Raw genomic sequence first — 16,807 nt, 5'->3', positions numbered from 1 at the left:
TATAATCAAGAAAGTCTAACCCTCTATCCAAAACCGGCGGATCACGTTCCCGTTCTCTTCCGTGAAGCTCGTATCTTCAACTCCGCCGTTGTTCAGAATGGTTCTTGCCGATGCAACGTTACTCTCGTCGCAGCAGACCAAAACCTGCCGGATGCCAAGCTCCCTCGTCTTTCCTAGCGATAGGGCAAGCAGCTTCGTTGCATAACCTTGCCTTCTCGCGGAAGGGCGGATTCCGTATCCGATATGCCCTCCCCTGTTCATAAGCCACGGCGATAAGGCATGCCTGATGTTAACCGCGCCAACGATTCTGCGATCCTCCGTTGCTAACCAATAGGTGGAGTCCGCCACCCAGCCCTCTTGAAGACCAATTCCGTTCGAATGATCCTCCAGCCACTGCAGCATAGACTCAAAGCCGGACGGATCCCGTTCTACCACCCAAGGGACAATGTCCTCGCCGCTGTCGATCCATTCCCGATAAAAATCCAGGTAAGGCTCCTTCCACTCCAGACCTGGCCGAACCAGATAGACGTCCGTCATACACTTCTTCCCTTTCTGCCTGTTCTCCGCTGCCCGGTATTCGGTGATCCTCTTGATCAGATCGTACGGAATAGGTTTGTTCAAAGGGAATTGTACGGAACCCTTGGCTCCCTTGTAGCCGGACAGCTCCTCCTGAAAAGCGCTTATTCCTCTCGCCGTTGGATAAAACCCGATATGCTTTTTGAACGCGGCATAATAGACCAGGTTCCCGTTCAGCTCAAAAGCCGGCATCTGGTAGCTGATTTTTTCTTTCGCATCCGGCGCAGCTTCCCGTATCACTTCCCGAATCTTCTCAAGGATCGTCTGCAGCTCGGCAGGAAAGTTGGCAATATATTCATCAATCGTTTTGTACTCCGCGTTGTTTGTTTCCATGTCGGCCTCCTTGGTCCTTACACATCATAATTAACGACGTAAGGATGCATATCCGTATTATAAAAGCCAACGCTGTACTCAATCAAATCGTCATCGGCGCCATACGCAAAGCGGGAACGCTTCAGCACGATAGCTTGTCCCGCAGCCATACCGAGTGCTTCCTGAACCGCGCCGGAGGCTGGCGATACGGCAAATTCATCCCGGTAATGCTCCGGCACAAAGCCCTGCTCCTCCAGCCAGTCGTACAGCGATTGGATCCGCAGAACGTCCGCGGTACCGTGCAGCTTCGCCGGCAAATAATGCGTGTAATGAATATAGGGCTTCCCGTCCAGCAGATACAAGCGGTCGATCTTCAAAGCCTGTGGCCCGAACAGACGATACGGCTCCGTTCCTCCTTCGTTATCCGAAAGTCCCGCGCGCAGCAGCTGCTTGCCGATCTGATGCCCTTCTTCTACCAGAACCTCCGTGAACCGCTTCAGCTTGGACAGCTTCGAGGAGGAGGTATTGCGAATGACTCTCGTGCCTTTACCGCTGCTGGTCTCCAGGTATCCTTCTTGCACGAGCGCCTTGATTGCATTGCGCACCGTTATTTTGCTGACTTGGAACTCCTGCTCCAGCAGCGGCTCGGATGGAATATTCGCATCCACCGGATACACTCCGTGCAAAATCCGGTCTTTTATAATGTTCATCACTTGTATATATAGAGGGCTGTTATTTCGTACCAGCTTCATTGCCGTTCTACCTACCTTTCCACATCGGCCGCCTTCTCCGCCATCGCTCTCATAACATCCCGTTCGGACGACATTGGCGTATCTCCGGCCGTTGTATGCGCCAATAGGGCTGCGGCCGCCGCGAAGCTTACCGTCTGCCCGGGCGTTAACCCCTGCAGTTCCCCGTGAATGATCCCGCTCGTATAAGCATCGCCTGCACCAATCCGATCATACACCATAAACGACCGCTCCCGCGAAAAAGAAAAGGTCTGCTCTTTGTAAAGAAAACCTCGCAGCGAATGCGTATTGTCGGCATTAACGGTACGGTGCGTGCCTGCAATAACGGAAATGCCATAGCGGTCCGCCACAGCCGGCATCAGCTCGACGAGCTGTTCCTCGCGCTCCGCTGCCTCAGCCTGCATCCCCAAAATATGCATCGCATCGCGCTCATTCATCATGACCGCATCCGCAAGCTGCAGCATCCGCTCATAATGTGGCTTCGCCGCACCGTAGCCGTCATCGCCCCATAATGAAGGGCGGTAGTTGCAATCAAATACGACCATTCCGCCCCGCTGCTTTACCGCCTCGGCCAGCTTCCGCATATGAAGCCGGACGCCGTCATTCATCGCCAGCGCAATGCCGCATAGATGAAGAACATCCAGTTCAGCGGCGATCCGGTCGTAATCGTAAGCATCCGCCGGAGCCGTGTTAAAGCTGCTTTCCTGCCGGTTCGTGTAAGTGACGCGGCTTGGACGAGAACCAAAGCCATTTTCGAGAAAATACATGCCGACATATCGTCCGCCGCGCTCTATAAACTCCGTTGCCACTCCAAGCTTGCGCAAGCTTCCGATTGCCGCTTCGCCCAGCGGATTATCCGGCAGCCGCGTGATGAGGGACGCTGAATAACCAAACCGCGAGAGTGCCGACATCACATTAACGCCCGTGCCCGAGAACGAATAAGACAAGCTGTCCGCCTGCGTCAGCAGCTGAAAGCCCGGCGTCTGCAGCCGCATCATCACTTCGCCAAAAGCCGCGATCCGCTTAGCCGCCATAGTGGTCGACCAGCTTTTTCATCGTGATCAGCAGCTCTTGCACATCCTCCACTCTAGTTGCCCCTGTTGCTTTATCCATAATCGAGGAATACACATGCGGAATAACCTGCTGTACGCCCGCTTCCAGCGTTATGCGCAAAATAGCCTCGAAGTTCTCCTTATCAATGCCGCCTGTCGGCTCAAGCGCAAAGCCTTCCTCGGCACATGCCTTGGCAACCGCCCGAAGCTCATCTTCGCAGGCCAGTCCGTTCATCGGAAAATATTTCAGCGCATTGCCGCCCATATCGCGGACAAGCGCAATCGCCGCCTTCACCGGCACGATAGCCAGCTCCCCTGCCGCCGCGCTGGCCGGTCCCGTTGACAAATTAACGTAACCAACCTGACCGGTTGGGGACACCAAGCTGTTAATCCAGCTGTCTTTCTCTCCAAGGTTAGCGCGCGTTGCCCCAACAGCCGGGAACACTTGGTTAATATGCGTACCTCCGTATTGCTTCGCAATCTCCGCAACAACGGCCGCCTGCCGGTTATCTCCCGCGCCAAGTCCAATCGAAACGGCATCGTCGATCGCGAGACCGTACTCCCGCATCGCCTCAACCGCCGCCTCCGCTGTAGGATAGTTTTTGGACAAAACGCCAACAAGCACGTAGCCCTCCGCCGCCTCAAATACATCCTTCGCATTACCGATGCTGCCTGCGAGCACATTAAGCGCTGCGCGTCCTTTGTACAATCGTTTCGTCATATTAGACATGGGTGCGGCCTCCTGCCAGTTCTCTTATACGTGCTTCGATGACATCCATATCGTCGCCCATTAACGGACGGGGATCGATATCGAAATAGCCCTGTTTTACGCCATAATCCCGGGTATAAATCGCAATGCCGCCTTCCCGCAGCCCATCGTTGACGGCCTTCGCCGTTATACCCGACAAGGCTGAATCGATATGAATACGCGCACGGAATATCGCCCTTCCCGCTTCATCCTGCACAATCGTTACCTTTATACCGGGAAGCTCGGAAAGCGGAAGGAGCTTGTTCAGCGCTGCCTTCTCCCGCTCGCTGTTATCCGGCTTATCGCGGTATTCGTCCAGCGCCTGAAGCAGGCCAAAGGATGTTTCCTTGCCAACCTTCATGCTCCGTCCTATGCCGTGAAGCTGCATTTTCACCCACTCGATGTAGGTCCGCTTGCCGCCTACAATACCGGAGGTTGGTCCTTCTATCGCTTTCGAGCCGCTGTAGACGGCAAGGTCGGAATATTGGACGTATTTCCGCAAATCCTCTTCCGCCGCCGCGTCCACGATCATCGGCACGCCCCGGCGCTGTGCCACTTCCCAGGCCTCCTCGACGCTGATCATGTTCTTTTGCACGGCATGATGGGACTTCACGTACAGGATAGCAGCCGTGCGTTCATTAATAGCCTCTTCTATATGCTCGGCTTTTCCTTCATTCGCATAGCCAACCTCGACCAGCCTGCCGCCGCCCAAGTAAACCATCGTTTCAACCGGCGCTCCATATTGCACGTTATGGCCTTTGAGAATAATAATTTCATTTTGCTGGATCGGTTCCTGATGAAGCTTTTCAGTCAAGCGCCGGCTGCCCTTCGTAACGACCCCCCCAACCGACAGCGCAATGCCGCTGGAAGCGGAGTTCACGATGACAGCCGCCTCGGAGCCGATAATCCCCGCAATATAATCACCTGCCTTGTCTACCAAATCCGCAATCTCCACATAGCTTTGCCCGCCATGCTTCATCGCCTCCATTACCGAATCGGTTGGCGCGGAGACGCCTAGAATACTCATCCGGCCGCTGGCGTTAATAACTCTCTTCAAACCGTATCTAGCATGCAAAGTACTGTCCATTCGTATAAGCTCCCCTCGCCTGAATCGTTTGCCCTGCCGTTCTTTTCTCGCCTTCGGAATCCAGAAGCTCCGACGGGTTGTCCCCCACCTCGAATAAAGTCAGGTTAGCGGGCTCGCCAGCCTTAATGCGTCCAAGCTCCGGTCTGCCCAGCCAGTCCGCAGGACGAACCGTCACCGCCGCGATAATCTCTTCCAACGGATAGCCGAGCAGCAGAAATTTCGTCAGCACCTGAGAAAGGCTATGCACCGGACCGTTCAGCCGATTGCCCCGGTAAATATCCGTGCTGATCGTATCGAAGGATACTCCCGAACGCTTCGCCATCTCCGCCACTTCGAACGAAAAGCTTGCCGTCCCATGCCCGACATCCAGCCGGACCCCTCTGTCCAGCGCTTCCTTAAGAACCGGCAATGGCTCGCCGTTATGATTAAACAACCGGTTATCCGGCTTGCCGTTCAAATAATGCGTCACTACATCGCGCTCCCGAAGCAGAGGCAGGATCTCCTCCACTCCGGGCGGTCTTGAGCCGATATGGACCATAAGCGGCAGCCCGCTTTCTTCGGACAAAGCCCTCGCCAGCCGCAAGGGCTCAAGACCGCTTTTACCGATAACGCTCCCGCTCATCCTTGCCTTTAACCCAACGATAAACGCCGGATGACGGGCTATGGCTTGCAGCGCCTCTTCCCGGTCAATCCAGTGAAGCTCCGAGAGCTCGTCGATCCGCTGCAGTCCAAGCCGGGATACGTTTAGCAACGCTAGTACCCTCGTCTTTGCCACCGCCCGGCTTGCGGCAAGCTCGTCAATCCGGTCCGCGCCGCAGCTCCCCGCATCAACAATCGTGGTCGCGCCATGCCTCATGCCAATCTCATCGATCTCGTCGCCATACGGCGCAAGCCCCGCAACCGCATGCACATGCAGATCAATCCACCCGCTGGAGGCGTACATTCCGGTACCGTCAATCACCTTTCCGCCGCTTGCCGTGCATGCATTCGCCAGCTCCGCAATCCGGCCATCCGCATCTATCACAATGTCGACCCTCTTTAATCGGTCCAACAGTTTTACGTTCCGCCAAATGAATTCCATTCCGCCACCTTTTCCTGCAACAGACATGTAGTATAACGTTATAATGTTAGATTACATCGATTAGGTGGAACGGTCAACAAACATTATAATGTTTGTCCGGAATAAAAAAAGAGCCCGCAAGTTAATGAGAAATTCCTTCCACTAACTTGCTAGCTCTCTTCTTTCGGATTACAACGGCTCCGATGCCTGCTTCAACAGATTGGCGAGCAAATCGTAATCAACCGCTTGCCCTGCTTTGAATTTGATTGTTTTTCGTTCCGGCGGACCGTCAAACTGCCCTTCCGGGAATTCCACTTCCGCTGCGTTAAAAATAACAAAGCTGACGGCATCCTTGGCTGTCGAGATAACCGCGGCGTACTTGCCATTTTTCAAAAAATGGGGCTTCTTGTATTGGATCCGTTCCTCCGCACCCGGCATAGTCTCATGGACCATGTCGCGAAGGCTGCTTGCCAGCTCGATCTGCCACGGCTGCGCCAGCGCCTCGATAAACGACGTAACCTCTTCCTGCTTCATGCCATCCTCTCCCTTGTGCAATGTTTCTAGCAACTACTATACCATTTCGCCCAAATTATAGGAAACTCGTAGATTGAATATAAATTCATATTGTTGCATAATTATATAAAAATATTAAAGGAGGCGGCCAGCTTGCCTTTCCTCCGCAACTCCCCGTCACTGACCGACTATCTCGCCGACTCCGATATTGCGGATTTTCATCATCCCGCTATTCAGGCTCTTGGTGCAGAGCTGCGTCAGCAGGCGCCCGACGAGACAACGTTTATCCGGCTTGCTTTCGAATACGTCCGGGATCAAATCTCCCATTCCTGGGATATCCAAAGCTCCCGCATTACTTGCAGCGCTTCCGATGTCCTCGCCCATAAAGAAGGCATCTGTTACGCCAAGTCGAACCTGTTATGCGCCATTCTGCGCAGTCAGGGAATACCCGCGGGATATTGCTATCAGCGCTTGACGCTTGGGGATACACCGGATACCGGTTATGTCGTCCATGCTCTGAACGCCGTATATCTGCCTGCTGCGGAGCGGTGGATCAGAGTAGATGCGCGCGGCAACAAGCCGGGGATCGATGCTCAATTCTCGTTAGACCATGAACAGCTGGCCTTTCCAATCCGGAAGGAATATGACGAGGTCGATTATCCGATCATTTACTCCGAGCCTCATCCAAGCACCATCCAGGTTTTGCGGCAGCATAACGATTGCAAAGTCATGTATCTGCACGGTCTCCCAGCTGAGCTTTAACTCTTGGGATAAAAAAGAACCCCTTCACCGTGAAGGGGTTCTTTGCTTAATGCGCTTATTTCCAGCTTTCAAACTTATAGGTCCAGAACCTCTCCGTTCCCATGCGTTCCTGAACCTCTTTGTCCGTGTGCTGCTTGTTCCCGAAGATTTCAGAGCTGTTGAATTGGGAGCGGTGAGCCCTGATGGAAGCCATCTTGTTCTTCGTATAGTCCCGCACGTCAAACGAGATATCCGGCTTGCCGATAAACTGCTCATGATTTCGGGAGAACGCTACGCAATAGACAGGCGGACGCTCTTCCTCCGGCAGTCTTCCCACCGTCCGAACAACGGCTTCCCCGGTTGCGTCATGGTCCGGATGAACGCTGTAGCCCGGATAGAACGTGAAGATAACGTCAGGCTTCACTTCTTCAATAAGAGCATGAATATGTTCATCGAGGAACACTTTGTCCTCGAACTCGATCGTTTTGTCATGGAAGCCAAGCATTCTCAGATCCTGGATTCCAATCGCCGCGCAGGACTCTTCAAGCTCGCCCCGGCGGATCTGCGGCAGCGTTATCCGGCTTGCAAACGGCGGAAAGCCCATGTTCCGTGCCATCTCCCCAAGGGTCAAGCAGGCGTAAGTAACCTGCGCGCCTTGATCGATCAACTGCGCAAGCGTACCCGACATCGTAAATGCTTCATCATCCGGATGCGGTAGAACAACTAATATACGTTCCATGTATTTCACTCCTATCTAAAAGCTTTCTCAAGAAAGCTGCTTCGTAAGCATCGGATTACTCAAAAAGGCTCCCGGCTGAGCTGCAAAGCGACAACCAGCTTGCCCTGCTGGTCATGGCCGGCGAGGATAAGCCGCTCGGCTTCGTTTTCTTCATAGTGAGTCAAGCCTTCGGAATAGACCCAGCCCTGCTGCATTTTCAGCCCGACACGGAAAGGTCCGTTCCCGGATATCAACCCATGCGAATATTGAATAACGGCATTCGATATAAAAGTAGCGGCCGGATGCTTGGAAGCGTCGTTATGAGCCGCGTATGCTCCTGTCGTCATCTCAAGATGAATATACACATCTTGATCTTTCAAGCTTTCCAGGCGTCGTTGAACCTCGGCCGGATGGATCGGTTGCATCATCTTGGATTCTCCTTTGACCATAAAATGAATAATGAATTGAGAAGATTGTATAGTAAGTTTATCGGAATAGCAAGAATAAGATTACCCTTCCGACACCTTTTTCTCATACAGGTTAAAATCGCCGATCGGATTTGATGCAGTGCCTTTAAATTCATAGCCGCAAGTGGTCAGGTAGAAATCGTTCAGCTTGGGATTATTGGCGATGCAGTCCAGCCTAATCCGGTCTTTACCCGGGAAATGAATGCCGCTCGCCGCCCATCTGACGATTGCCTCGCCGAGATTTGTCCCCGCGGCAGCGCGGTTAATATTAAGACGATGCAGATAGACCGAGCTCTCATGGCCTTCATTGCCCCACAGCTCACGATCCCAAGGGCTCGCCTGCTGCATCAGCATAACCATCCCCATAAGCGTATCGTCCTGTACGAAAATATACACTTCGCCGCGTTTGATCGCTTCCGGCGTGCGATGGGAGTCTTCGCCCTGCAGCAATCCGCTCCACTGAGCAGAGCCTCTGCTCTTCAGCCATTCCGCCGTCTGTACCAGCAGTCCCAGCACGGCAGGCGTATCCTCTTCCGTGGCCTGGAATACTTTTATATGATTCTGAATGGTCCCGATTGGTTCTGATTGCGTAAACATGGATGACTGTCCTCCTGCTAATTGCCCAAGATACCTCCAGTATACTCTCTTTGGCCAAACTTCTACAAATCTCAACCGCAGGTTGAGTCCGGCGAAAGTTCAATCCCCGCGTTATTGTCCGGCCGAAGCAACTTCACTAGAATGGGGAGTATCAAAAGGAGCGTGAGAACATGAAGGAGAAACTGGCGCGGAGCATCGCCATTTACCGGAAGGAAAGAGGATTTACGCAGGAGGAGCTGGCAACCAAGCTGGGCATTTCGTTCCAGGCGGTATCCAAATGGGAGAACGCTTTGACAATGCCGGACCTATCGCTATTGCCGGAGTTATGCCGCACGCTTGAAGTCAGTATCGACAAGCTGCTTGGTTATGTCTCGCAGGATAAGACGATTACGATTTATGAAGAAGAGTACAAGACGGAAAATTATTATTGGGGAACGGAGCCTAACAGCGGCGTATATGAAGTACTGAAAGCCATGCCGCCGAGCAGACGGCTGAAGCTTCTGGATATTGGCTGCGGAGAAGGCAGAGACGCGGTATTCTTCGCCCGGAACGGTTATGAGGTAACGGGAATTGACGTATCCGATGCCGGCATCGAGAAAACAAAGCGGCTGGCCGAACACGCGGGCGTCCAGGTTAATGTAGTTAAAGCGGATGTGCTGGACTTCCGCCTCGACAAGCCTTACGACATTATCTATTCCAGCGGCGTGCTTCATTACATCAAGCCGGAGTTCCGCCAGGAGATCTTTGCGAACTATAAGCAGTTCACTAACCCTGGCGGAATCCATGTCCTGAACGTGTTCGTGCATAAACCGTTTATCGCACCGCCGCCCGAAAAAGAACCTCATGCCTACAAATGGCATTCGGGCGAGCTGCTCTCCCATTATCGGGACTGGCTGATTAAAGACAGCGCCGAGATCGTATTCGACTGCAACTCCAGCGGCATTCCTCATCAGCATGCGATGAGTACGGTTATGGCGCAGAAGGTGTGACTAATATTGGATAGCAGCTTTCTGTACTGATTCAGCGCGTATCGTACTCCATTAAAATTAGCTACGTTGGATTCGATCCAGCTGAATGAAGCGTTTTTGCCCGGCAACTTGATCTACATTGGATTTTCGGCAGTAAAATTAGCTCGATTAGGCGAAAGCAGCTCATTCTGGTCCTCTATAATGGAGTGGATCCAGCGTAGCATCTATAATCCCCCCATTTACCTTGTTTTCACTGGAGGGAATCCAACGTACGATTACTCGCCCATTAGGCATCGTTCTTTTCTAATAGATATAACGCTTCATCAAGCGGAACCGCATACTCTTCCCTGGCCTTCATGTCTTTCAACCGCACTTGGCCGGTTCGGACCTCTTCCTCGCCGATAAGAAGCGCATAACGGATCGACCTGCTTTCAAGCGAGGCTAGCGCCTTTTTCAGCTTTCTGCCCGCCGGCTCCATCCCGGTCTGAATCCCATTCGACCGCAAGGCGGTCGCAGCCATCAAAGCCTCACCCATTGTATCGCCGATGGATAGGACAACGACCTTGGGAGTCGGCGCCGGGATTGGCCGATCCCGGATCATTTCCATGATGGACTCCATGCCAAACGACAAGCCTACCGCCGGGTAAGCCATATCCTCGCTCCCAATCAGCTTGCCGATTATCGCGTCGTACCTTCCGCCGCTTCCGATACTGGATGCATATAGGCCGCCGGCATCAAAAATCTCATACACGGTTCCCGTATAGAAAGACAATCCCCGTGATAAAAAAGGATCAAAACGGCAAATATCCGAAAGGCTCAGCTTATCAATCAGCGTCTGAAGGGCACGGATCTCGGCAGCTCCCCGAGATTCCTTGAGCCCGTAACGATCCGCCAGAAGACTGAAAGAAGGTCCGCTCATGGCAATAAGCTCAGCTATCTCATCAACAGTTGGCCCGGAGATTCCTTTGTCTCTCCATTCCTTCAGAACACCGTCGCTGCCTATCTTCTCAAGTTTGTCGAGCGTAAGCATCACGGATAGGCTATCTTCCGCCGGTACGCCGACCGCATCCAATATTTCGCTTAGAAACCGGCGGTTATTCCAGCGCAGCGTAACCGGAATATCGAGCCTTTTAAACACCTCAACCGCAATCAGCATGAGCTCCGCTTCTGCTTCCGGCCCCGCAACGCCAACCATATCCACATCGCATTGCAGAAATTCCCGCAAGCGGCCGCGCTTCACCGGACCATCGCGAAATACCTTTCCGATCTCGTACCGTCTGTACGGAAGCTTGATTCCGGGATTCAAGGCCATTACCTTTGCGAGAGGGATCGTCAAATCGTAACGCAGCCCCAGTTTCCTTGCGCCTTGATCCGTGAACCGGTACATCTCCTTCAAAATCTCGTCGCCGCCCGCATACTTGGAGGTCAATAACTCCAGTTCGTGAAGTACTGTAGACTCCATGCTCTCATAGTCGTACAACTCGAAAACCTCCTGCAGCACGCTTCTTACCTTCTGGCGGACGGCTTGTTCCTTCCCGAAAAAATCGTAGGTTCCTTTTACGTTTTGCATAATCCGGCACTCTCCTTTTATTTTGGGCAATCGTAAACGGCTGCGCCGTCCTTAGGAGGGGCAGCATACGTTTCGCGAATGAAATATAAGCACAGTATAGAAAAACGTATACTTTCTTATATTTTTAAAATAAAAAACGCGCAGGACCTCTTGGTCCTGCGCGTTACGTATGCCGCAGGGAGGCCAACGCGAATGGCGTTAGCCCTCCCTGAATTTTTTATCAGGGGTGCTAACGCTGCTTGTAATGATAATGAAGTTGATTAAGCGCGAATGTCCGCATGTGCGTAACTCCTTCATTCAAACTTAAATAATTATCGATGATTATAGCAGGGCTGAATCGAAGATGCAATCACCGGTCATCCATCATGGAAAGAAAAATGTAGATTGGGAATTGGGAAAGAAGTACCAAAGCCTTCGGTTACGGGATAAATAGCAGGACCTTTGCGGAAACTAACGGCCTGAAGTCTGATTGACATAAAAGATTATTTTAGTTCATAATAATTCGCACGCAAACTATTTATGGAGGAAAGCTGCAGTGGAAGAACAGCGGATCGTGGGCATTTTTCAAGCTTATCGCGAAATTAACCAAGTCTTTTTCCAGATATTATCCAAGTCGGCGAGCAAGCATAACTTGACCGCTCTTCAGCTTTTGGTGCTGCGCGTACTGCACGAATCCCCTGAAATCCGCATGTCCGAGCTCGCCGAGAAGCTGAATGTGGGCAACAGCACAATGAGCGGCATCGTGGACCGGATGGTAAAGGCAGGCATCTTGGAGCGCGAACGAACAGAAGCGGATCGCAGGGCGATGACGATGAAGCTGACGGAGAGAGGCAAGGAGCTCTGGCGCGAGACGGATGAGACGCGCATGAATATGATGCGTCCTCTGCTATCGATGACCGAACAAGATCACCGCGAACTGAGCCGGCTCCAGAACGAAGTATTGCGTTTATTAAAACAATCCAAGGAGGAAGCTTAAGCCATGACAACAGTTGTGTCCAATCAATTGCGCAAAGGGCCGATAATGGCCTCCTTGCTAATCGCTGCGTTCGTGGCTCTGTTGAGCCAAACCGTGCTTAACGTCGCGTTGCCGAAAATGATGGCGGATCTTGACGTCGGCGAAAGCACGATCCAATGGCTGTCCAACGGCTACATGCTGGTGAACGGCGTGCTCGTCCCAATCAGCGCTTATTTGATCAACCGGTTTACGACCCGGAAGCTGTTTCTTGTCGCCTCGTCCTTATTCGCGATCGGTACGGTCGTATGTGCCCTGTCGGGCGACTTCAGCTCTTTGTTAGCCGGCCGTCTCGTACAGGCATGCGGCGCCGGCATTCTGATGCCGCTGATGACTATCGTCACCTTGACCATCTTCCCCGTTGAAGAGCGCGGCAAAGCGATGGGCCTGATGGGCGTTGCGATGATTTTCGCTCCGGCCGTCGGACCGACGCTCTCCGGCTGGGTCGTTGAGCACTACGACTGGCATGTGCTGTTCTATATCGTATTACCGCTAGCGATTCTTGCCGTTGTATTCGGCGCCTTCTCGATGAAGGACGTCATCAAGACATCCCGGCCGAATCTCGACATTCTGAGCGTCGTGTTATCCACGCTCGGCTTCGGCGGCCTGTTGTACGGCTTCAGCGAAGCGGGTACGGAAGGCTGGGATTCCACGGAAGTCATCGTTTGCCTGGCCGTCGGCGCGATTTCGCTCATTCTGTTCGTCGTCCGTTCGATATTGATGAAAGCTCCGCTGCTTGAGATGCGCGTCTTCAAGTATTCGATGTTCTCGCTTACCGCGTTGATTAACGCCATTATTACAATGGCCATGTTCTCCGGCATGATTCTATTGCCGATCTTCCTGCAGAATATCCGCGGCTTTACGCCTCTCGAATCAGGATTATTACTGCTCCCGGGCGCAATCCTGATGGGTATCATGTCGCCGATTACCGGCATGGTGTTCGACAAAATCGGCGCACGCTGGCTGGCCGTTATCGGCCTTATCATTACGACCGTTACGACGTACGAATTCAGTCATTTAGAAATCGATTCGTCGTACAATCACATGATGCTCTTCTATACGCTTCGGATGTTCGGCATGTCCATGCTGATGATGCCCATCCAGACAGCAGGCCTCAACCAGCTGCCGCGCCGCCTGAATGCGCACGGCTCGGCCATGTCACAGACGCTCCGGAACGTCTCCGGCGCGCTTGGCACCGCGATCCTTGTCACCATCATGACTAATAAAGCGGCGTCGCATGCGAAGGAGTTGATCATCGCCGGCAACATCTCGCCGTCCGACAAAGCAAAAATGGGCGAAATCACCATACAATCGACGATCTACGGCATTAATCAATCGTTCGTCGTCGCGACATGGTTGACGGTTGCCGCGCTCGTGCTCGCCTTCTTCATCCGCAAGGTGAAGCCTGCCGAGGACGCGGTGCAGGTGCCGGACAAAGCGGCGGAAGCGGTGCAAATGCCGGATAAGGCGGAGAAAGAGGCTGCGCCTGCCGAGGAATTGGCTAACAACGAAAATCGCACGAATCGGCAAAGCGCAGACGGTGATTTCCGCAACGCCATCCGCGGGTTCCTTACGCCTGAACCGGCGAAGAACAACGAACAATTTAACGATCAGGAATACCGGAAGGCGATTCTTCGGTTAAAAGGCACTCCTCCCGAACAAGATGACCGCCAGGAAGAAATGAACGATAAGGCATACCGGGAGTCGCTTAAGAAGCTCAACAGACCGCAAAAAGAAAACGAGTGAGGAATCGCGCTTGATTTCAGAGCCAAGAGAGGAGATTAATCGATGAAAATTTACATTGTATATGATAGCGAAGCAGGTCACACGGAACAGCTCGCCCGCTCCATTGCCAGAGGTGCTGAACGCGTGGAAGGAGCAGAGATCTTCATAAATCACGTCAAACAGGCGAGCGTCAAAGACCTCGAACAGATGGATGCCATCATCTGGGGTTGTCCCGGGCACTTCGGTACGATCAGTTCCGGCATGAAAGAATGGATCGACAAACTCGGCTATTTATGGGCAAACGGGACGCTCGTTGATAAAATCGGCGCCGTCTTCTGCACGACTGCAACCATACACGGAGGGGTAGAAGCTACCTTGCTGAACTTGATTACGCCGATGCTGCACCAAGGGATGATCATCGTCGGCTTGCCGGCCAATATTCCCGCAAATGCGCTGTACGGCAGTTATTACGGGGTAGGCGTCACATCTCCCGTTGAGGACACCCATGACCCGCTGAGCCAATCGCTCTTCGCGAAGGGGCTGACGTTAGGCGAAGCTCTTGGAACGCGCGTAGCTAATGCGGCGGGCACTTACGCGGCAGGCAAAAAAACGCCGGGGACAACGGTTTAAGCAAGCAACGCAAGCGCGCTTAACGAGCTTACGTGGCATTAGAACTGGACTTATGACAAGCGCGGCTCTTCAAGTGGCCGCGCTTTTATTGAATCGACCTGGCATCCAACACCTTCGTCTAAATCACTGCCCTTCCTTTGGTTTCAGTCTTGGACCAAACCTCGAGAAATCGATATCCTGCCAGCCAAGCCGATAGGCCGGAGATGTCGGCAGCAAGCGGTAATCTCCCGCTGCTTCGTCTACAAATTGCGCAGGTGCCAGGATCGTCTGCGCGTCAAGCTTCCCATCCGCAAGCGAACGCCAGGATTCCCAAATATACAGCTTGCCCCAGACCTTGCTCACGCCAACCGCCGGAAACGGCAGCTCCTCGCTTGTCACAAGCGGAGACTCGCCGCCTCGCCAGTATAAATTGCAGTCCGACGAGGCCAGCCGCTCATTACTCCAATTCACGTGGGCATACATATAGCCGGAGTTGGATACGATATTGGATCGGATAACAATATCCCTATTGCTCTCGCCTACCATTTCCTGCGTGCCAAAGGCGCATTCCGATTCGTTATTTGTGATTAAGTTGTTAATAATCCGGTTGCCGATTCCTTTCGAGAAAATAGCCATCCACAGCTTGCCTTCCCCCGTCTGGTACAAATGATCAAGGAGATTATGGGTTACCTCCGCATCGCTTGAAGCATCGTCCAGATAGATTCCGAATCCGAAAGAAAAATGGATCCCGCTGTGATGAAGGCGGTTGCCATGAATCACATTGCCCCGGCCGATTCCCCAAGATTCAATGATGCCTCCGTCCTGGCTGTCGGTCATGACATTGGACAGGTCGTTATGGCGAATCACATTATTGCGGGTGAACAGAAACGAAGCATGATTATCCCAGGTTACGTCCACTCCCCAAAGCTTCTCCGGCATCCGCTGGTAGCGTAGTCCCTTCATTGATATGCCATACCGGGGCATGTTGGCTATCCGGTTATGGGCAATTTCATTAGCTCCGCTCTGATACAGCACAATGCCGCTCCCGTGCCCGACAAGCTCGCCGCCATCCGTAATGATATTGTCTGTTATGCAATGTCCTTTGTTCTGGTTAGGGGCAAGATTATCTTGAAAAGCTCCTTCTCCCGGCGCATAACCGGAAGCATAGATGCCGGTATGGCCTACCCGCTCGATTCGGTTGCGCAGCAGACTCACGCCTTCAGCGCTGCGGTCCATATAGATGCCGCATGTACCCGAATTTTGAATGACGCAGTCCGAAATCTCGATTCCGCGGACATCCCGCATGTATATAATGCCGTTCCGGTTCTCATCGGGCTCCGCATTGTCCATACCGGGCTCTTCCCGCATCATCCGAAAGTCCTCCGTAAAGTCCGTGCAGGTAAACGTCAGTCCCGAAAATGCAAGCCCTGATACCCGCTCCTCATCACTATCTCCTTGGATATGCAGAATTCGGCCGATAACCGGAGCAACCACCCGTTCATTCAGCGGCGACCCGCTTCGCGGCCGGTAATACAGCACGCCTGCCGCCTCATCCAGATGGAACTGTCCAGGTTCCCGCAGAAAGGCAAGCGAACCCTGCAAATAATACCGGGAGCCTTCCCCGATCTCCCAGCAGCTAGGCCGCTTGAACAGAATTTTGCCTTCCTTCATTCCGGCGACCGGAATGGTCTCCGCGAACCAATTCGCTTCGCCGCCGCCCGGCCATACATAAATCTGCAGGCCCTCCGCATCCTTATCCGGAATATCCGGGAATTCCCCTTCTTTATGGCCGATTCCGGCTCGTCCGTCTTCTTCCAGCGGAAGCGATCGGTAATAACCGGAGGCAGGCATTCTTGCTTTCGAAATACGTCCGCCATCGGCATACAGGGTATGAAACCGTACGCCCTTCGGCACCTGCGCGGTCCATACTCCCTTTCCTTCATCCTTCCACTCGGACAGAACCTTCCCGCCGATAAACTCCGCTGTCCGCTCCTCCGCACTCCGGTATATAACCGGACAGCGTTCCCCGTCCGCATCGCCGCTGCCGAAGCGGAGTGGTTCATCAAGCGTATAGGTTCCTTCTCCAACCATAACGGTTATTCCGCCGGTCGTCCCTTTTTTCACCATAGAGCGAACGGCCGATTGAGCCTCCCGCATACTCCGGAACGGCTTCTCCTTGCTCCCGTCTCCTTCATCACTGCCCAATGCGCTGACATAGATTTCAAGCATCGCCCCACCGCCTTTTGCCTGCTGTTTGACTTCACACTGCCACAGCAAACGCCATACTGTAAACTGCACAAAAT

General features: G+C 53.1%; 17 protein-coding genes and 1 pseudogene. 5 read left to right on the top strand and 13 right to left on the bottom strand.

The genetic code is table 11. The annotated features are described in order from the left end of the window. Nucleotides 1-15 precede the first annotated feature (15 nt). The 8 genes and pseudogenes from PJDR2_RS04850 to PJDR2_RS04820 form a co-directional block, all read right to left on the bottom strand. Complete coding sequence (locus tag PJDR2_RS04850; RefSeq protein WP_041613956.1) at nt 16-537, bottom strand: GNAT family N-acetyltransferase; 522 nt, start codon at nt 535-537, stop codon at nt 16-18. 51 nt (nt 538-588) lie between these two features. Further along, a pseudogene (locus PJDR2_RS32330) lies at nt 589-909 on the bottom strand (iron chaperone); the annotation flags it as partial. A gap of 17 nt (nt 910-926) precedes the next feature. Beyond that, a complete protein-coding gene (locus PJDR2_RS04845; RefSeq protein ID WP_015842569.1) occupies nt 927-1,640 on the bottom strand; it encodes a GntR family transcriptional regulator in 714 nt (237 codons plus the stop codon). Between the two features lie 11 nt (nt 1,641-1,651). After that, nucleotides 1,652-2,671, bottom strand: coding sequence for a sugar kinase (locus tag PJDR2_RS04840; protein WP_015842568.1), 1,020 nt, complete (start codon nt 2,669-2,671; stop codon nt 1,652-1,654). Next, nucleotides 2,661-3,419: a 2-dehydro-3-deoxy-phosphogluconate aldolase gene (gene dagF, locus PJDR2_RS04835; RefSeq protein ID WP_015842567.1), complete on the bottom strand. Its 759-nt coding sequence runs from the start codon at nt 3,417-3,419 to the stop codon at nt 2,661-2,663. The genes PJDR2_RS04840 and dagF overlap by 11 nt, the downstream gene beginning before the upstream one ends. Further along, nucleotides 3,412-4,524 (bottom strand): DgaE family pyridoxal phosphate-dependent ammonia lyase, encoded by a 1,113-nt coding sequence (locus PJDR2_RS04830; protein WP_015842566.1) that lies wholly within the window; start codon nt 4,522-4,524, stop codon nt 3,412-3,414. The genes dagF and PJDR2_RS04830 overlap by 8 nt, the downstream gene beginning before the upstream one ends. Next, nucleotides 4,502-5,605 (bottom strand): amidohydrolase/deacetylase family metallohydrolase, encoded by a 1,104-nt coding sequence (locus PJDR2_RS04825; protein ID WP_015842565.1) that lies wholly within the window; start codon nt 5,603-5,605, stop codon nt 4,502-4,504. The genes PJDR2_RS04830 and PJDR2_RS04825 overlap by 23 nt, the downstream gene beginning before the upstream one ends. A gap of 168 nt (nt 5,606-5,773) precedes the next feature. Then, on the bottom strand, nt 5,774-6,118 hold the full coding sequence (locus PJDR2_RS04820; protein ID WP_015842564.1) for a DUF1801 domain-containing protein: 345 nt from the start codon (nt 6,116-6,118) through the stop codon (nt 5,774-5,776). Nucleotides 6,119-6,250: 132 nt separating this feature from the next. Between PJDR2_RS04820 and PJDR2_RS04815 the strand changes: the two genes are divergently transcribed. Continuing rightward, the gene (locus PJDR2_RS04815) at nt 6,251-6,859 is read left to right on the top strand and encodes a transglutaminase-like domain-containing protein (RefSeq protein ID WP_015842563.1); all 609 of its coding nucleotides are present in this window, start codon (nt 6,251-6,253) and stop codon (nt 6,857-6,859) included. A 55-nt stretch (nt 6,860-6,914) separates the two neighbouring features. On the opposite strand, the gene bshB2 is transcribed toward PJDR2_RS04815, so the two are convergent. The 3 genes from bshB2 to PJDR2_RS04800 all read right to left on the bottom strand — a co-directional run bounded on the left by bshB2 (nt 6,915) and on the right by PJDR2_RS04800 (nt 8,620). Beyond that, the gene (gene bshB2, locus PJDR2_RS04810; RefSeq protein ID WP_015842562.1) at nt 6,915-7,577 is read right to left on the bottom strand and encodes a bacillithiol biosynthesis deacetylase BshB2; all 663 of its coding nucleotides are present in this window, start codon (nt 7,575-7,577) and stop codon (nt 6,915-6,917) included. 59 nt (nt 7,578-7,636) lie between these two features. Then, nucleotides 7,637-7,981, bottom strand: a complete 345-nt coding sequence (locus tag PJDR2_RS04805) for a YojF family protein (RefSeq protein WP_041613954.1) — start codon at nt 7,979-7,981, stop codon at nt 7,637-7,639. An 84-nt stretch (nt 7,982-8,065) separates the two neighbouring features. After that, complete coding sequence (locus PJDR2_RS04800) at nt 8,066-8,620, bottom strand: GNAT family N-acetyltransferase (RefSeq protein WP_015842560.1); 555 nt, start codon at nt 8,618-8,620, stop codon at nt 8,066-8,068. 170 nt (nt 8,621-8,790) lie between these two features. On the opposite strand from PJDR2_RS04800, the gene PJDR2_RS04795 reads away from it, so the two are divergent. Continuing rightward, complete coding sequence (locus tag PJDR2_RS04795) at nt 8,791-9,609, top strand: methyltransferase domain-containing protein (protein WP_015842559.1); 819 nt, start codon at nt 8,791-8,793, stop codon at nt 9,607-9,609. Nucleotides 9,610-9,874: 265 nt separating this feature from the next. On the opposite strand, the gene PJDR2_RS04790 is transcribed toward PJDR2_RS04795, so the two are convergent. Continuing rightward, nucleotides 9,875-11,158, bottom strand: coding sequence for a histidine--tRNA ligase (locus PJDR2_RS04790; protein ID WP_015842558.1), 1,284 nt, complete (start codon nt 11,156-11,158; stop codon nt 9,875-9,877). A gap of 535 nt (nt 11,159-11,693) precedes the next feature. Between PJDR2_RS04790 and PJDR2_RS04780 the strand changes: the two genes are divergently transcribed. The 3 genes from PJDR2_RS04780 to PJDR2_RS04770 are packed head-to-tail and all read left to right on the top strand — an operon-like array spanning nt 11,694 to nt 14,525. Next, nucleotides 11,694-12,134, top strand: coding sequence for a MarR family winged helix-turn-helix transcriptional regulator (locus PJDR2_RS04780; protein WP_015842557.1), 441 nt, complete (start codon nt 11,694-11,696; stop codon nt 12,132-12,134). A 3-nt stretch (nt 12,135-12,137) separates the two neighbouring features. Continuing rightward, nucleotides 12,138-13,916: a DHA2 family efflux MFS transporter permease subunit gene (locus PJDR2_RS04775; protein ID WP_015842556.1), complete on the top strand. Its 1,779-nt coding sequence runs from the start codon at nt 12,138-12,140 to the stop codon at nt 13,914-13,916. Between the two features lie 42 nt (nt 13,917-13,958). Further along, nucleotides 13,959-14,525, top strand: coding sequence for an NAD(P)H-dependent oxidoreductase (locus PJDR2_RS04770; protein ID WP_015842555.1), 567 nt, complete (start codon nt 13,959-13,961; stop codon nt 14,523-14,525). A 123-nt stretch (nt 14,526-14,648) separates the two neighbouring features. On the opposite strand, the gene PJDR2_RS33805 is transcribed toward PJDR2_RS04770, so the two are convergent. Continuing rightward, nucleotides 14,649-15,854: a right-handed parallel beta-helix repeat-containing protein gene (locus tag PJDR2_RS33805; RefSeq protein ID WP_416202265.1), complete on the bottom strand. Its 1,206-nt coding sequence runs from the start codon at nt 15,852-15,854 to the stop codon at nt 14,649-14,651. Nucleotides 15,855-16,807: the final 953 nt, after the last annotated feature.

Origin of the sequence: Paenibacillus sp. JDR-2 (assembly GCF_000023585.1) — a bacterium.
Taxonomy (GTDB): domain Bacteria; phylum Bacillota; class Bacilli; order Paenibacillales; family Paenibacillaceae; genus Pristimantibacillus.
This window is presented reverse-complemented; position numbering and strand designations above follow the sequence as displayed.

Bases quoted from the DNA above. Each gene is read 5' to 3' on its own strand.
- PJDR2_RS04850 (WP_041613956.1), bottom strand. From the start codon at position 537: ATGACGGACGTCTATCTGGTTCGGCCAGGTCTGGAGTGGAAGGAGCCT.
- PJDR2_RS04845 (WP_015842569.1), bottom strand. From the start codon at position 1,640: ATGAAGCTGGTACGAAATAACAGCCCTCTATATATACAAGTGATGAAC.
- PJDR2_RS04840 (WP_015842568.1), bottom strand. From the start codon at position 2,671: ATGGCGGCTAAGCGGATCGCGGCTTTTGGCGAAGTGATGATGCGGCTG.
- dagF (WP_015842567.1), bottom strand. From the start codon at position 3,419: ATGTCTAATATGACGAAACGATTGTACAAAGGACGCGCAGCGCTTAAT.
- PJDR2_RS04830 (WP_015842566.1), bottom strand. From the start codon at position 4,524: ATGGACAGTACTTTGCATGCTAGATACGGTTTGAAGAGAGTTATTAAC.
- PJDR2_RS04825 (WP_015842565.1), bottom strand. From the start codon at position 5,605: ATGGAATTCATTTGGCGGAACGTAAAACTGTTGGACCGATTAAAGAGG.
- PJDR2_RS04820 (WP_015842564.1), bottom strand. From the start codon at position 6,118: ATGAAGCAGGAAGAGGTTACGTCGTTTATCGAGGCGCTGGCGCAGCCG.
- bshB2 (WP_015842562.1), bottom strand. From the start codon at position 7,577: ATGGAACGTATATTAGTTGTTCTACCGCATCCGGATGATGAAGCATTT.
- PJDR2_RS04805 (WP_041613954.1), bottom strand. From the start codon at position 7,981: ATGCAACCGATCCATCCGGCCGAGGTTCAACGACGCCTGGAAAGCTTG.
- PJDR2_RS04800 (WP_015842560.1), bottom strand. From the start codon at position 8,620: ATGTTTACGCAATCAGAACCAATCGGGACCATTCAGAATCATATAAAA.
- PJDR2_RS04795 (WP_015842559.1), top strand. From the start codon at position 8,791: ATGAAGGAGAAACTGGCGCGGAGCATCGCCATTTACCGGAAGGAAAGA.
- PJDR2_RS04790 (WP_015842558.1), bottom strand. From the start codon at position 11,158: ATGCAAAACGTAAAAGGAACCTACGATTTTTTCGGGAAGGAACAAGCC.
- PJDR2_RS04775 (WP_015842556.1), top strand. From the start codon at position 12,138: ATGACAACAGTTGTGTCCAATCAATTGCGCAAAGGGCCGATAATGGCC.
- PJDR2_RS04770 (WP_015842555.1), top strand. From the start codon at position 13,959: ATGAAAATTTACATTGTATATGATAGCGAAGCAGGTCACACGGAACAG.
- PJDR2_RS33805 (WP_416202265.1), bottom strand. From the start codon at position 15,854: ATGGACAATGCGGAGCCCGATGAGAACCGGAACGGCATTATATACATG.